This window comes from Novosphingobium sp. PhB57 (genome assembly GCF_004342985.1).
Taxonomy (GTDB): Bacteria; Pseudomonadota; Alphaproteobacteria; order Sphingomonadales; family Sphingomonadaceae; genus Novosphingobium.
The window spans coordinates 138,057-151,858 of record NZ_SMBO01000006.1; the positions used below are offsets into that span (position 1 = coordinate 138,057).

Here is a 13,802-nt window from a genome sequence, read left to right on the forward strand (position 1 = left end):
CCGGGATCAGCGTGTCAGCCATCGGCGGAAGGCGGCATTGACCGCGTCGGGCTGCTCCATCGGCGCCATGTGCCCGGCATCGGCGATGACCTCGTAGGCCGCGCCCGAATCGGACCCAACATCGGCTGAGGCCATGGCCTGCGCCATTTCCTCAGCAAGGTGGGGCGGGGTGAGGGCGTCGGCCGCGCCGACCATGACCATGGCCGGGACGGTGATCGTGCCTAGCGTCGCCAGCGAATCGGCGCGGTCGATGATCGCGGCCTGCTGGTCCATGTATGTCCCGAAACCGACGCGCAGGGCCATCTGCACGACTTCCTCGAACAGCGCCTCGGGGCAGTCCGGCGCCACGAGTTGGCGCAGCGATCCGCGCAGGACATGTTCGAAGCCGCGCGCCTGGGCGGTGCGGATCGCCGCGCGGCGCAGTTCCGCCTGGGCCTGGGTATCGGCCCGCGCATTGGTGTCCACCAGGGCAAGCCGTGTCACCCGCTCCGGGGCGCGGCGCCAGATTTCCATGGCAACGTAGCCGCCCATCGAGAATCCCGCGATTGCGAACCGCTCCGGCGCGGCATCGAGCACGCGGCTGGCCATGAGGGGAATCGAATCGTCTTTCAGCGTATCGCCGATGGAGATGTCGGCCATGTCCGAAAGCCCCGCGATCTGCGCCTGCCAGACGTGACGGTCGCAGGAAAGCCCGGGAACGAGGACCAGCGCTTGCCTTTCGCTCACGCGGGGACCGGGCTCAGCAGCCTGGCGGAAACGGCATTGTAGCCGCCTTCGGTCAGTTCCACCGTGACCATGTCGCCCACGGCGACGTCGCCGTCGAAATAGACCGATTGCAGCCAGGGCGACTTGCCGAGCCACTGCCCGGGCAGCTTGCCCTTGCGTTCGACCAGCACCTGGCAGGTTTTGCCGACCGAGGCCACGTTGAAGGCGGTCTGGTCGCGGCCGAGCGCGGCCTGGAGGCGGACGATACGCTCGGTCATCACTTCGGCGGGGATCTGGTCTTCCATCGTCGCGGCGGGCGTGCCGGCACGGGGCGAATACTTGAAGCTGAAGCACTGCGCATAGCCGACCGCATCGACCAGCCTGAGCGTATCCTCGAAATCGGCGTCGGTCTCGCCGGGGAAACCGACGATGAAGTCGCCCGAAAGTGCGATGTCGGGCCGGACGGCGCGCACGCGGTCGAGGACCTTGAGATAGCTTTCGGCCGTGTGGCTGCGATTCATCGCTCTCAGCACCCGGTCGCTGCCGGCCTGCACCGGCAAGTGGAGGAACGGCATCAACTTCTCGACATCGCCATGGGCGGCGATCAGCGCCTCGGTCATGTCGTTGGGGTGGCTGGTGGTGTAGCGGATGCGGGCAAGCTCGGGAATGTCCGCCAGCTCGCGAATCAGCCCGTCGAGGCCGATGCGCCGTCCGCGTGCATCCTCGCCGTACCAGGCGTTCACGTTCTGGCCGAGCAGCATGATCTCGCGCGCACCGGCGTCGATCAGGCGGCGCGCCTCGTCCATCAAGGCGGCGTGGGGGCGGGAGACCTCGGCGCCGCGCGTATAGGGCACGACGCAATACGTGCAGAACTTGTCGCAGCCTTCCTGAACGGTGAGGAATGCCGTCGGGCCGGACCGCCTGCGGCCACCCTGATTTCGGGCGGGCAGGGCGTCGAACTTGGTTTCGGCCGGCATGTCGGTATCGGTCACGCGGCGGCCGGCGGTGGCCTCGCGGATCATGTCGGGCAGGCGGTGATAGGCTTGCGGGCCGACCACCATCTTCACCGCGGGAGAGCGCCGCATGATCTCGTCGCCCTCGGCCTGGGCCACGCAGCCGGCCACCGCGATGAGGGGCGATGAGCCATCCTCGCGGCGCAGGCGGCCGATGTCGGAATAGACCTTTTCCGCCGCCTTTTCACGGATATGGCAGGTGTTGAACACGACCAGGTCGGCCTCTTCGCCTTCCGGCGCGGCCGCGATGCCCTGGTCCGTGAGCAATTCGGCCATGCGCTCGCCGTCGTAGACGTTCATCTGACAGCCGAAGCTCTTGACCCGGTAGGTCCTGGGATTCTGGGTTGATGGCATGCGCGGGCCGATACACGCGTTTCGGGCGATTTTGAAGCGGCTGCGTTCGGGGTGCTCCGCGCGAGACCGGCATCGCCGGCCGGCACCAAGGCCTCGCAGCCTGTTCCCCTTTCGCTGCACTTGGGGTATTCGCGCGCGCCATGACCATTACAAACAGCGATCACCAGACCCTTTACGCCGCCTTTGCGGGCCACCTCAACGCCGCGCTCGATGCGCTCGAAGCGGCCGGTACGCTGCCCGGCGGTCTGAAGCGAAGCGCGATCACGGTCGAGCCGCCGCGCGACACCTCGCATGGCGACCTCTCGACCAATGCCGCGATGGTCCTGTCCAAGCCCGCCGGCATGAAGCCGCGCGACCTGGCCGATGCGCTGGTGGCGGAGCTGTCGAAGCTCGACGCGGTCACTTCGGCGGAAATCGCCGGCCCCGGCTTCATCAACTTGCGCCTCTCGGACGCCACCTGGATCGCCGAGCTGCGCGCGATCGCCGCGCTCGGCGCGGACTACGGCCGTTCGGCCATGGGCGGCGGCACCACCGTCAATATCGAATATGTCTCCGCCAACCCCACCGGCCCGATGCACATGGGCCACTGCCGCGGCGCAGTGGTGGGCGATGCATTGGCGACGCTGCTCGAATATGCCGGCCACAAGGTCATCAAGGAATATTACGTCAACGATGCCGGCGCCCAGGTGCAGGTGCTCGCCCGCTCGGCCCATGTCCGCTACCGCGAGGCGCTGGGCCATGAAGTGGGCGCCATTCCCGAGGGCCTCTATCCGGGTGAATACCTCATTCCCGTGGGCCAGCAGCTCGCCGCCGAATTCGGCGACAAGTTTGCCGAGGCGCCCGAATCGGAATGGCTGACGCTGTTCCGGGAAAAGGCCGTTGCCGCGATGCTGGTGATGATCAAGCAGGACCTCGCGCTGCTGGGCATCCATCACGACCTGTTCTCCTCGGAAGCCGAGCTTCAGGCTTCGGGCAAGCCGGACGAGGCGGAAGCGTGGCTGCGCGCCAAGGGCCTCGTCTACGACGGCGTGCTCGAAGCGCCCAAGGGCAAGACGCTGGAGGACTGGGAAGCCGTGGAGCTGCCGCTGTTCCGCTCGACCCAGTTCGGCGACGATCAGGACCGCCCGATCAAGAAGTCCGACGGCACCTGGACCTACTTCGGCGCGGACCTGGCCTACCACTTCCAGAAGGCCCAGACCGCCGACGCGCTGGTCGACATCTGGGGCGCCGACCACGCGGGCACCGTCAAGCGCATCAAGGCGGCCGTTGCCGCCATGACCGGCGCCGATGGAGAGCCGACGCCGTTCGAGATCAAGCTGGTGCAGATGGTCCAGCTGCTGCGCGATGGCGAGCCGGTGAAGATGTCCAAGCGTTCGGGCAACTTCGTCACGCTGGCCGAAGTCGTCACCGAAGTGGGCAAGGACGTGGTGCGCTTCACCATGCTCACCCGCAAGCCGGAAGCGCAGATGGACTTCGACTTCGCCAAAGTGGTGGAAGCCTCGAAGGACAACCCGGTGTTCTACGTGCAATACGCCAATGCCCGCGTCCACTCGACGCTGCGCAAGGGCGAGGCCGAAGGCGGGTTCAAGCCCTCGGGCGAAAACCTCGAACTGCTGGGCGCGGAAGAACTGGAACTGGTCAAGCTGGCCGCGCAGTTCCCCCGCATCGTCGAGGCCGCTGCGGCCGCGCGCGAGCCGCACCGCATCGCCTTCTTCCTTGGCGACGTTGCCGCGGCCTTCCATGGCTACTGGAATCTCGGCAATGACCGCGTCGAAAAGCGCTTTGTTAACGCTGCCGACGGTAACCTGACCGGCGCACGGCTGTTCCTTGCTGCGCAGATCGGGCAGCTTGTCCGCAATGGCCTCGCGCTCCTGGGCGTCGAGGCGGTGGAGGAAATGTAAGTCATGGCAAACTGGGGCCAGAATCGGGACGAAGGCAATCGGGACGAAGGCGATCGGGGTGTCGACCAGGGCGGCGAAAGCCGTCGGGGGACCTTCCATGACGACCTGAACGCGGGCCGTTCCGCCGGAGCCCCGGCTTTCGAGGATGCCGCTCATTCGAATTCGGGCCGGCCTGAGGCCGAATCCGGCAAGCTGGAACTCGGCGACGACGACGTGCGCCTGCCCTGGCTGGAAGGCGAGGACGAGGAGTTCGAGGACCAGCAGGGCGGTGCCTCGGGGCAGACCTTGCTGCTCGTCGTCCTGGCCGTCATCGCCATACTGGTCATCGTCGGCGGAATCTGGTGGGCCACGCGCCAGAAGTCGGAACAGCCGCTTGTCGCCAGCGGCGGCGTGATCGAGGCGCCGAAGGAGCCTTACAAGACGCGGCCGGAAAATCCGGGCGGAGACGTCGTGGCGGGCACCGGAGACACCAGCTATGCGGTTGCCGAAGGGCAGAGCCGCCTGCCGCAGATCGGACGGGGCGAAGCGCCGGGTCCGGGCTTCGGCGGACAGTCCGCCGGTCCGGCCGCCCCGCCTGCGCCTTCCGGCAAGCCTGCTGCCGGGCCCAGCGCGCCCGCCAGTGCCGCTTCTGCCGCTAGTGCCCCGGGCAAGCCGGAACCGGTTGTCGGCGGCGTGGGCGTGCAAGTGGGCGCCTATACCTCGAAGCCGACCGCCGAGGCAGGCTGGAACGCGCTCAAAGTGCAGTATCCGGGACTTTCCGGGGTGAACCACCGCATCGTCGAGGGGCAGGCCGATATCGGCAAGGTCTACCGCCTCCAGGCCGTCCCCGGAGACCTTGCTGCAGCGCGCGCGCTCTGCAGCGGGATGCGTTCCGCCGGATTGAGCTGCCAGGTGAAGCAGTAACGGACCGGCGCGGCCAGGAGATGCCGGCCCGGGCTTTTCTCGGACTGGCATCAGGGACGAATCGAAACTTCGGAAGGCCCTTTGGGCCGCGCCGAAGTTTCGTTCTTTCCGCATGACGTGACCGCGCCGCCCGCGCCCTTGCTTTCCACATCTGCAAACCGGGGCTTCCTTGCGAAAGCCGCGGAATTCTGCGACCAAGCGCGATTATGACACCCGCCATCTTCGGCCTTTCCGGGCTGACTCTCAGCGCCGACGAGCGCGCGTTCTTTCGCGATGCCGACCCTGCCGGCTACATCCTGTTCGGCCGCAATGTGCAGGACCGCGAACAGGTGCGGGCACTCACCGAGGATCTGCGCGCCATCCACGGCCGCGACCGGCTCTACATCACCATCGACCAGGAAGGCGGCCGTGTCGCGCGGATGAAGCCGCCCGTCTGGGGCGCCTATCCGCCGGGTGAGGCGTTCGACAGGCTCTATGATCTCGCGCCCGCCAGCGCCATCGAGGCGGCGCGCGACAATGCCGAGGCTCTGGGCCTCGACCTTGCCGAAGTGGGCTTGACGGCCGACTGCCATCCCCCGCTCGACGTGCGCCACCCCGGCGCGCACGACATCGTCGGCGACCGTTCCTTCGGCGCGGACCCGATGCGTGTGGCCGCGCTGGGCCGCGCGACGCTGCAGGGGCTGGCGCGTGCCGGCATCGTCGGCTGCGTCAAGCATATCCCCGGCCACGGCCGTGCCATGGCGGACAGTCACAAGGAACTGCCCACGGTGGAGGTTGGCGAAGAGGAACTGGAGCATGACATCGAGCCGTTCCGAACACTTCGCGATGCCCCTTTCGGCATGACCGCCCATGTCCGCTACACCGCCTGGGACGCGGAGAATCCGGCCACGCTCTCACCCTTCGTGATCCGCGAGATCATCCGCGAGCGCATCGGTTTCACGGGGCTGCTGATGAGCGACGACCTCGACATGCAGGCGCTCTCGGGCAGCGTGCCCGAACTTGCGGCGCAGGCGATCGCGGCGGGCTGCGACCTGGCGCTCAACTGCTGGGCGAAGATGGACGACATGACCGGCATCGCCGCGCGGTTGCCGTCCATGCCGCCCGAGACCGCGGAAAAGCTGGCGCGGGCACTGGCGTCGGTGGAGGGCATCGCCGCAACCGGCACTCATGCCGAGCTGATCGCCCGGCGCGACGCCCTGCTGGCGCTGGCGGCCTGACGATGAACGCGCCTGCCGAGCTTCCTTTCGGCCTGCCCGGCGCCGATGCCGGCTGGGACGGCGAGGACCGGGCCGAGGCCCGCAAGGAAGCGCTCTATCTGGAAATCGACGGCTGGGAAGGCCCGCTGGACCTCCTGCTGGACCTCGCGCGGCGGCAGAAGGTGGACCTTCGGCGGATTTCCATCCTGGAGCTGGTCGCGGCCTATCTCGATTATATCGAGCAGGCCGAGGCGCTGCGTCTCGAACTCGCGGCGGACTACCTGGTGATGGCGGCCTGGCTCGCCTACCTGAAGTCCGCTTTGCTGCTGCCGAAGGACGAGCAGGCCGACCCCAGCCCCGAAGAACTCGCCTTGCGCCTGCAACTGCGCCTGCAGCGCCTTGGTGCCATGCGTGAGGCAGCGGCGCGGCTGATGGGCCGAAACCGGCTGGGCCGCGACGTGTTCCTGCGCGGCGCGCCCGAGGGCCTGCGGGTCGAGCGCAAGTCGGCCTGGCAGTGCTCCTGGTACGATCTCGTGCGCGCTTATGGGGACGTGAAAGTCCGCAGCCAGCCGGTGGTCCACATGGTCCGCGAACGCATGGTCATGACGCTCGACAGTGCCATCGCCCGGGTCTCCTCGATGCTCGGCGTCTCGCTGGACTGGATGGACTTGCGCGATTTCCTGCCGCCCGCCAGCGACACCTGGGCCAATCCGCAATTGCGCCGCTCCGCCCTGGCATCCAGCTTCGTCGCCGCGCTGGAACTGGCGCGCACCGGCCGGGCCGAGATCGCGCAGGAGCAGACTTTCGGGCCGCTTCGCCTCAAGGCATGCAAATGATGACCGAACCGACCGACGACTTCGTCCGCGCCGTGGAGGCGACGCTTTTCGCTGCCGAGCAGCCGATGACGGTCGAGCAGATCTCGAACCACCTCGGACAGGCCGACGTGCGCCCGGCGCTTGCCGAGCTGGAGCGGCACTACCGCGCGCGCGGGGTGCTGCTGGTGGAGCGCGGCAAGCGCTGGCACTTCGAGACGGCGCCCGACCTTGCGCATCTGCTGCGCCGCGAGAAGGAGGACTTGCGCCGCCTCTCGCGCGCGGCCACCGAAGTCCTGGCGATCGTTGCGTATCACGAGCCGGTCAGCCGCGCCGAGATCGAGGCGATCCGCGGGGTGCAGACCGCCAAGGGCACACTCGACGTTCTGATGGAGGCGGGCTGGGTGCGTGTCGCGGGCCGCCGCGAGGTACCCGGGCGCCCGGTGATCTACGCCACCACGCCCGATTTCCTGGCGCATTTCGGGCTCGGCTCCCTGAAGGAATTGCCGGGACTGGAAGAACTTCGCGCCGCCGGCCTGCTCGATCCTGTGGATGACGACATGATCCAGACCGGCCTGCGCCCCGGCAAGGTTCCCGGCGAAGACGAGGAAACGGCCGAGGACACGGCGGAAGACCTCGACGAGCGCGACCTTTTCGAAGAAGATGACGGTTAGGCTACCGGCGCCGGTCAGAATAATGACAGGCTGGCAACTTGGCGGGAAAGTGCCTAGATGGGCTCTATGCGGTCGGAATCGATCGCACGGTTTTTGGAGTTGAGGTTATGGGTAGCTTCTCGATCTGGCACTGGATGATCGTCCTGGTGATCGTGCTCGTGCTGTTCGGACGCGGCCGCGTGTCGGAAATCATGGGTGACTTCGGCAAGGGCATCAAGAGCTTCAAGCAGGGCATGAACGAGGAGGAGAACAAGTCCACTCCCGCGCCCGCCCCGCAGATCACCGCCCAGCAGGGCGATGCCCCGGTAGCCCCCTCGGTCACTCCGGCCAAGGCCGAGAACAAGACCGAGCAGTCCTAAGCGCCTGACGGATCCGCGCGCGCTATGTTCGACGTAGGTGCTTCCGAACTGTTGATGATCGTCATCGTGGCGGTCGTCGTCATCGGTCCCAAGGACATGCCGATGGCGATGCGCACGGCTGGGCGATGGATCGGCAAGATGCGCAAGATCTCCGGTCATTTCCGCTCGGGCATCGACGCCATGGTGCGCGAAGCCGAGCTGGAGGAGATGGAGCGCAAATGGCGGGAGCAGAACGAGGCCATCATGAAGGCCAATCCCGTACTGCCGGACATGAACCAGATGCAGGCCCCCACCGGCACGTCTCCCTCGATCCCGCAGCTGGCCGAAGACGCGCCGGTCGCGGGCGGAGAGGCGGGCGCTGAAACGGGGCAGGCGACCGGTAATGCCACGGCCCAAAGTCCCGGCAAGCCGGACAACGCGGGCAAGCCCGAGGCAGCCGCTCCCGGCGGGCAGGCCGAATTCCACCTCCCCCCGCCGCCCCCCTGATAGAAGCGCGCCATGCAGCCATTCCGCATATCCGATATCGACGATTCGCAGGCCCCGCTGCTCGAACACCTTGTCGAGCTGCGCGCCCGCCTGCTTCGGGCCTTCCTGGCCTTTGCGGTGGCATTTGGCATCTGCTTCTACTTCTCGGGCGACATCTTTTCGTTTCTGGTCCGCCCGCTGACCGAGGCTTTCCCGCCCGGCCAGGGCCGGTTGATCTATACCAAGCTCTATGAAGCCTTCTTCGTGGAAGTGAAGATCGCGCTGTTCGCGGCGTTCTTCGTCAGTTTCCCGGTGATCGCCAACCAGATCTGGGCTTTCGTGGCGCCGGGCCTCTACGCCAAGGAAAAGAAGGCGTTCCTGCCGTTCCTCGTGGCGACGCCGATCCTCTTCACCATGGGCGCGGCCCTGGCCTACTACGTCGTCATGCCTACGGCGTTCCACTTCTTCCTCGGTTTCGAGGGTCAGAAGGGCGGGCTCAAGCTGGAAGCTCTGCCCGGCACCGGCGACTATCTCGCGCTGGTCATGCAGTTCATCCTGGCTTTCGGCATCAGCTTCCTGCTGCCGGTGCTGCTGATGCTGCTCAACCGCGCCGGCATCATCACCCGCGCGCAGTGCGTTGGCGCGCGTCGCTATGCCATCGTCGGCATCTTCATCATCGCTGCCGTTGCCACCCCGCCCGACGTCGTTTCGCAGCTCCTTCTCGCCGTGCCGCTGCTGGCGCTCTACGAAGGAACGCTGGTGTTCATGTGGTTCACCGAGAAGCGCGACGCGCGCGACAAGGCTGCAGAGGATGATGTTCCTGCCCCGGTCGAAGGCAGCACGCCCGCCGTCTGAGCGGGCGGGTGCTTCGGGCGCCCTGACATCTGGGATAGCGCGCCAAAGTCGAGATAAGGCTGTGAGATGGGCTTAGGTGTGCCGAGGGACGAGCCGGCTCGCGCCGGTCTCGCCCCCCAAAACTCCAACTCTCAAACCTCCAGCGGCCGACTTCTCAGCGGCCGGGCGTGTCCTTGGCCGGAATCACCCGGTCCTTTGCCGCGGACCACGCCATCTGGCCCCCGATCCAGGTCTCCATGACCTTGGTGGCGCGCAGTTGCTCCGGCGTTGCCAGCATGGGATCGGCATCCACGAAGAGGAAGTCCGCCCGGTAGCCCTTGGCGATCCGCCCGAGACGGTCTTCCGCGAACATCGCATAGGCGGCGCCCGTGGTGTAGGCATTGAGCGCGAGTTCGCGGCTCACGGCCTCCTGCGGCTGCCATCCGTTGAACGGCTGGCCGTCCGCACCCTGGCGGGAGATGGCGACCGCAAGGCCGACGAAAGGCTGGGACGGTTCGACGGGAGTGTCCGACCCGAAGGCGAGCGTCGCGCCGGTGGCCGCGATCGACTTCCAGGCATAGGCGCCGGCCAGACGCGCCGGGCCCAGCCGCGCTTCGGCCATGGTGCGGTCCGACGCTTCGTGCTGCGGCTGCATCGAGGCGATCGTGCCGAACTTGCCGAAGCGGGGGATGTCTGCCGGATCCACGATCTGGGCATGCTCGACGCGCCAGCGCCGATCGCCCTTGTAAGTGGCCGAAAGGTCCTCGATCGAGGCAAGCACGGCGGCATTGGCCTGATCGCCGATGGCGTGGACGGCGACCTGGAAATTATCCATTGCCGCGCGGCTCATCAGGTTGCCCAGCTGCGTCTCGTTCATGCGCGGCAGGCCCTTGCTCTCCGGGGCATCGGCGTAAGGCGCCTTGAGCCAGGCGCCGCGCGATCCAAGCGCGCCGTCGAGATAGAGCTTCACGCCGTTCATCTTGAGATGATCGTCATAGAGCCACGGCGTGGGGCGAGGGCCACCGATCAGCGCCATGTTGTCCACGCCGTCGGCATACGTGACGATGCGGATACGCAGGCGGCTGGCGTCGGCGGCGCGGCGCATGGCCTGCCAGTCGTCGATCGAGGTGCCCATGTCGGCAATGGCGGTGACGCCTTGCGCCAGCAGCGCGAGCTGCGCTTCGCCGAGCGCGGTGTCGCGATCTTCCGGACGGGGCCTGGGCATCTTCGATTCGATCAGCGCCATGGCGCCGTCCACGAAGACGCCGGCGGGCTGCTTGCTGCCGCTCAGGCGCAGAATCTCGCCGCCTTGCGGCACGGCGGTGGCGGCAGTGATCCCGGCAGCGGAGATGGCGGCCGAATTCGCCCAGCCGGCATGGCCATCGACGCGGACCAGCCAGGTGGGCTTGCCGCCCGTCGCCCGGTCCAGTTCGGCGGCGGTGGGCATGCGGTCGAGCCCCCACTGCGCCTGGTTCCAGCCGCTGCCCAGGATCCAGGGCGCGTCGGGATGGGCGGCAGCCCAGGCCGTGATGCGCGCGAGGGCCTCGTCAAGCGACTTGGCCATCGTCAGGTCCAGCGTCATCTTCGCGAAGCCGGTGGCCATGACATGCCCATGCGCGTCGATCATGCCGGGCACGACGTGGCGGCCCTTGCCGTCCACCTGGTAGTCGACCTTCTTCGGGCGCTTGTCCCCATGGCGATAGACTTCGGCGATCCGGCCGTCCCGGTCGATCAGGAATCCTTCGAAGCGTTCGACGCCGCCCTTGCCGTCACCCGTCACGCCCTCGACATTGTCGACCAGCACATCGGCCAGAGCGGCGGGCGCCAGCGCGGGACTTGCCGCGATGGCGGTGGAAGCAAGCAGCAGCGCCAGGGCTGCGCCGGTTTTGGAATTCACTTGATACCCTTCTTGGGGAGGCGCTTGATGATGGCGCTGGTGTCGAGGCGGCCGCCGCCTTGCGCCTGGATGTCCGCGAAGAACTGGTCGATCAGCGCGGCCACGGGCAGCGAGACGCCAAGGCCGCGCCCTTCGTCCAGGCTGAGGCCCAGATCCTTGCGCATCCAGTCGATCGCGAAGCCGAAGTCGAACTTGTCCTCGTTCATCGTCTGCCAGCGGTTGTCCATCTGCCAGGACTGGGCAGCGCCGCCCGAGATCGCCTCGTAGACTTTGTCCATGTCGAGGTGCGAGGCCTGGGCGAAGCGCACCGCTTCCGCCAGCGCGGCAACATTGCCGGCGATGCAGATCTGGTTGGCCATCTTGGCGATCTGGCCGGAGCCGGCCTTGCCGACATGGACGATGCGGGTGGAATAGGCCTCCATCACCGGATGAGCCGCCTCTATCGCCTCATCGCGGCCGCCGCACATCAGGGTGAGCGTGCCTTTCTCGGCACCGATCTGCGATCCCGTCATCGGCGCATCGACGCAGTGGATGCGAAGGTCCCGCGCCTCGACCGAAATCTGGCGGGCGATACGGGCGGAAACGGTGGTGTGGTCGATGAAGACGCCGCCCTTCTTCAGCATGCGGAACACGCCGTTGGGGCCGAGCACGACTTCGGAAAGATCGTCGTCATTGCCGACGCAGGTGATGACCACATCGGCATCCTGCGCGGCGTGGGCCGGGTTGGCGGCGATGCGATGGGCAAGGCCGGGGTTGTCCTGCGACCACTTGTGTGCCCGCTCGGGAGAGCGGTTGAAGATGGTGAGTTCGTGACCGGCCAAGGCGATATGCCGCGCGATTGCGCCGCCCATGACACCCAGGCCGATGAAGGAAACCTTGCGTTTTTCGCTCATGGCAAGCGTTCTAGCGCTTTTTGCACGAAAGCAAACCGCAAGCGGCAGGGAAATCTGTTCGTTCCGGCGCAGTCTTCGGGCAGCGCGGCGGGGGAAGGCTTCGGCGGCAAAGGGATTTTGGACAACAATATTACAGCGTCCATCGAAAGCGAGAATTTTTCCTATCGCGCGGCTTTCCATTCGGCACGCTTTCCTTTACCCGCGGCCACCATGGAACAGCCATTGCTCAAGATCGCTGCGGAGCCCGAAGTGGCCACGCTGACTGCCGAAGACATTCGTGCGGCCGCGGAGCGCATTATGGGCAAGATCGTCCGCACGCCGACGCTCTATTCCACGACGCTCAGCGCGATCACGGGCGCCGAGATCTGGCTCAAGTTCGAAAACCTCCAGTTCACTGCCGCCTACAAGGAACGCGGCGCTCTCAATGCCCTTCTCCTCCTGGATGAGGCGCGCAAGTCGCGCGGCGTGATCGCCGCTTCGGCCGGCAACCATGCGCAGGGCCTGTCGTATCACGGCACCCGGCTCGGCGTGCCCGTCACCATCGTCATGCCGCGCACGACGCCGACCGTGAAAGTCATGCAGACGGAGAGCGTGGGCGGCAAGGTCGTGCTGGAAGGCGAAAGCTTCGACGAGGCCTATGCTCATGCCCGCAAGCTGGAAACGGAACTGGGCCTGACCTTCATCCACCCCTTTGACCATCCGCACGTCGCGGCGGGGCAGGGCACCGTGGCGCTGGAGATGCTGGAGGACGTGCCGGACCTGGACACGCTTGTCCTGCCGATCGGGGGCGGCGGGCTGGCCACCGGCATGGGCACGGCAGCGCGGGCGATCAACCCGGACATCCGCCTCGTCGGCGTGGAAGCGCAGCTCTATCCCTCGATGTACAACCTGCTGAAGGGCACCAGCCTGCCCATCGGCGGGGATACGCTGGCAGAGGGTATCGCCGTATTCTCGCCGGGGCAGTTCACGTCCTCGGTCCTGCGCGACTTGCTGGACGAGTTCCTGCTCGTCAGCGAATCGGGCATCGAAAGCGCGCTCGCGCTGCTGCTGCAGATCGAAAAGACCCTTGTCGAGGGCGCGGGCGCCACCGGCCTGGCCGCGGTCATGGCGAATCGCGAGCTGTTCGCGGGCCGCAAGGTCGGCATCGTGCTTTCGGGCGGCAATATCGACACGCGTCTGCTGGCTAACGTGCTCTTGCGCGATCTGGCCCGTTCCGGCCGCCTTGCCCGCCTGCGCATCGGCCTGCAGGACCGCGCCGGCGCGCTGTTCAAGGTCGCCAAGGTGTTCCACGAGCACAACGTGAACATCATCGAAGTCTTCCACCAGCGCATCTTCACGCACTTGCCGGCCAAGGGCCTGGTCACCGAGATCGAGTGCGAGGCGCGCGACAAGGACCAACTCGATGCCCTCGTGGCCGCGCTGCGGCGCGAAGGCTACGAAGTGAAGCAGGTCGAAACCGAATAGACCGTACTCTGCCGCCGGGGCGACTCGGCAGGAATGCAGATCGGTAGGGAAGCGGACCGGCAGCGGGCGGGCGGTTTCGACCGGCCTTCCGCTCGGGCCGGATTCGGGGGCCGATTCGGGTCTGCACCGCAAGGCTTCCCGTTCCTCTATAAGGGAATAAGGCGCGGCCTTGCGTGCAGGGCTGAAAGGAGTAGGGGGCACACGCCTGAATCGCCGCAGGTCAGGCGTTAACGGCGCGCGTCAAATCTGCTAACCTTCATCCGGAAGAAAGAACCAATCCGGGACAACCGGACGAAATCGCCACCCAGTTGGTCCCGATTCCGATACGGGTC

Annotated in this window: 13 protein-coding genes; 9 read left to right on the forward strand and 4 right to left on the reverse strand. The window is 66.8% G+C overall.

Annotated features, from left to right (window positions below):
- Window positions 1-6 precede the first annotated feature (6 nt).
- Window positions 7-726, reverse strand: coding sequence for an alpha/beta fold hydrolase (locus EDF58_RS18200; RefSeq protein WP_132268142.1), 720 nt, complete (start codon window positions 724-726; stop codon window positions 7-9).
- Window positions 723-2,072 (reverse strand): tRNA (N6-isopentenyl adenosine(37)-C2)-methylthiotransferase MiaB, encoded by a 1,350-nt coding sequence (gene miaB, locus EDF58_RS18205; RefSeq protein ID WP_132268144.1) that lies wholly within the window; start codon window positions 2,070-2,072, stop codon window positions 723-725. Before miaB ends, EDF58_RS18200 begins: the two co-directional genes overlap by 4 nt.
- 140 nt (window positions 2,073-2,212) lie before the next feature.
- Here miaB and argS point away from each other — a divergent pair, with 140 nt between their 5' ends.
- The 8 genes from argS to tatC all read left to right on the forward strand — a co-directional run bounded on the left by argS (window position 2,213) and on the right by tatC (window position 9,237).
- Window positions 2,213-3,973, forward strand: coding sequence for an arginine--tRNA ligase (gene argS, locus EDF58_RS18210; RefSeq protein ID WP_132268145.1), 1,761 nt, complete (start codon window positions 2,213-2,215; stop codon window positions 3,971-3,973).
- A 3-nt stretch (window positions 3,974-3,976) separates the two neighbouring features.
- Window positions 3,977-4,876 (forward strand): SPOR domain-containing protein, encoded by a 900-nt coding sequence (locus tag EDF58_RS18215; protein ID WP_132268147.1) that lies wholly within the window; start codon window positions 3,977-3,979, stop codon window positions 4,874-4,876.
- Window positions 4,877-5,082: 206 nt separating this feature from the next.
- Window positions 5,083-6,093, forward strand: coding sequence for a beta-N-acetylhexosaminidase (gene nagZ, locus EDF58_RS18220; protein ID WP_132268149.1), 1,011 nt, complete (start codon window positions 5,083-5,085; stop codon window positions 6,091-6,093).
- 2 nt (window positions 6,094-6,095) lie between these two features.
- Window positions 6,096-6,908: a ScpA family protein gene (locus tag EDF58_RS18225; RefSeq protein WP_132268151.1), complete on the forward strand. Its 813-nt coding sequence runs from the start codon at window positions 6,096-6,098 to the stop codon at window positions 6,906-6,908.
- On the forward strand, window positions 6,908-7,558 hold the full coding sequence (gene scpB / locus EDF58_RS18230) for an SMC-Scp complex subunit ScpB (protein WP_132268152.1): 651 nt from the start codon (window positions 6,908-6,910) through the stop codon (window positions 7,556-7,558). Before EDF58_RS18225 ends, scpB begins: the two co-directional genes overlap by 1 nt.
- Before the next feature lie 107 nt (window positions 7,559-7,665).
- Window positions 7,666-7,917, forward strand: a complete 252-nt coding sequence (locus tag EDF58_RS18235; RefSeq protein ID WP_132268154.1) for a twin-arginine translocase TatA/TatE family subunit — start codon at window positions 7,666-7,668, stop codon at window positions 7,915-7,917.
- Window positions 7,918-7,941: 24 nt separating this feature from the next.
- Window positions 7,942-8,403: a Sec-independent protein translocase protein TatB gene (gene tatB / locus EDF58_RS18240; protein ID WP_132268156.1), complete on the forward strand. Its 462-nt coding sequence runs from the start codon at window positions 7,942-7,944 to the stop codon at window positions 8,401-8,403.
- A 12-nt stretch (window positions 8,404-8,415) separates the two neighbouring features.
- On the forward strand, window positions 8,416-9,237 hold the full coding sequence (tatC, locus tag EDF58_RS18245) for a twin-arginine translocase subunit TatC (protein WP_132268158.1): 822 nt from the start codon (window positions 8,416-8,418) through the stop codon (window positions 9,235-9,237).
- A gap of 154 nt (window positions 9,238-9,391) precedes the next feature.
- On the opposite strand, the gene EDF58_RS18250 is transcribed toward tatC, so the two are convergent.
- Window positions 9,392-11,080 (reverse strand): amidohydrolase, encoded by a 1,689-nt coding sequence (locus tag EDF58_RS18250; RefSeq protein WP_132268729.1) that lies wholly within the window; start codon window positions 11,078-11,080, stop codon window positions 9,392-9,394.
- Between the two features lie 29 nt (window positions 11,081-11,109).
- On the reverse strand, window positions 11,110-12,006 hold the full coding sequence (locus EDF58_RS18255; RefSeq protein ID WP_132268160.1) for an NAD(P)-dependent oxidoreductase: 897 nt from the start codon (window positions 12,004-12,006) through the stop codon (window positions 11,110-11,112).
- A gap of 210 nt (window positions 12,007-12,216) precedes the next feature.
- On the opposite strand from EDF58_RS18255, the gene EDF58_RS18260 reads away from it, so the two are divergent.
- Window positions 12,217-13,470, forward strand: coding sequence for a threonine ammonia-lyase (locus EDF58_RS18260; protein ID WP_132268162.1), 1,254 nt, complete (start codon window positions 12,217-12,219; stop codon window positions 13,468-13,470).
- Window positions 13,471-13,802: the final 332 nt, after the last annotated feature.

Excerpts from the sequence above, each read along its gene's own strand:
- miaB (WP_132268144.1), bottom strand. The coding sequence starts at position 2,072 with ATGCCATCAACCCAGAATCCCAGGACCTACCGGGTCAAGAGCTTCGGC.
- argS (WP_132268145.1), top strand. The coding sequence starts at position 2,213 with ATGACCATTACAAACAGCGATCACCAGACCCTTTACGCCGCCTTTGCG.
- EDF58_RS18215 (WP_132268147.1), top strand. The coding sequence starts at position 3,977 with ATGGCAAACTGGGGCCAGAATCGGGACGAAGGCAATCGGGACGAAGGC.
- nagZ (WP_132268149.1), top strand. The coding sequence starts at position 5,083 with ATGACACCCGCCATCTTCGGCCTTTCCGGGCTGACTCTCAGCGCCGAC.
- EDF58_RS18225 (WP_132268151.1), top strand. The coding sequence starts at position 6,096 with ATGAACGCGCCTGCCGAGCTTCCTTTCGGCCTGCCCGGCGCCGATGCC.
- scpB (WP_132268152.1), top strand. The coding sequence starts at position 6,908 with ATGACCGAACCGACCGACGACTTCGTCCGCGCCGTGGAGGCGACGCTT.
- EDF58_RS18235 (WP_132268154.1), top strand. The coding sequence starts at position 7,666 with ATGGGTAGCTTCTCGATCTGGCACTGGATGATCGTCCTGGTGATCGTG.
- tatB (WP_132268156.1), top strand. The coding sequence starts at position 7,942 with ATGTTCGACGTAGGTGCTTCCGAACTGTTGATGATCGTCATCGTGGCG.
- tatC (WP_132268158.1), top strand. The coding sequence starts at position 8,416 with ATGCAGCCATTCCGCATATCCGATATCGACGATTCGCAGGCCCCGCTG.
- EDF58_RS18255 (WP_132268160.1), bottom strand. The coding sequence starts at position 12,006 with ATGAGCGAAAAACGCAAGGTTTCCTTCATCGGCCTGGGTGTCATGGGC.
- EDF58_RS18260 (WP_132268162.1), top strand. The coding sequence starts at position 12,217 with ATGGAACAGCCATTGCTCAAGATCGCTGCGGAGCCCGAAGTGGCCACG.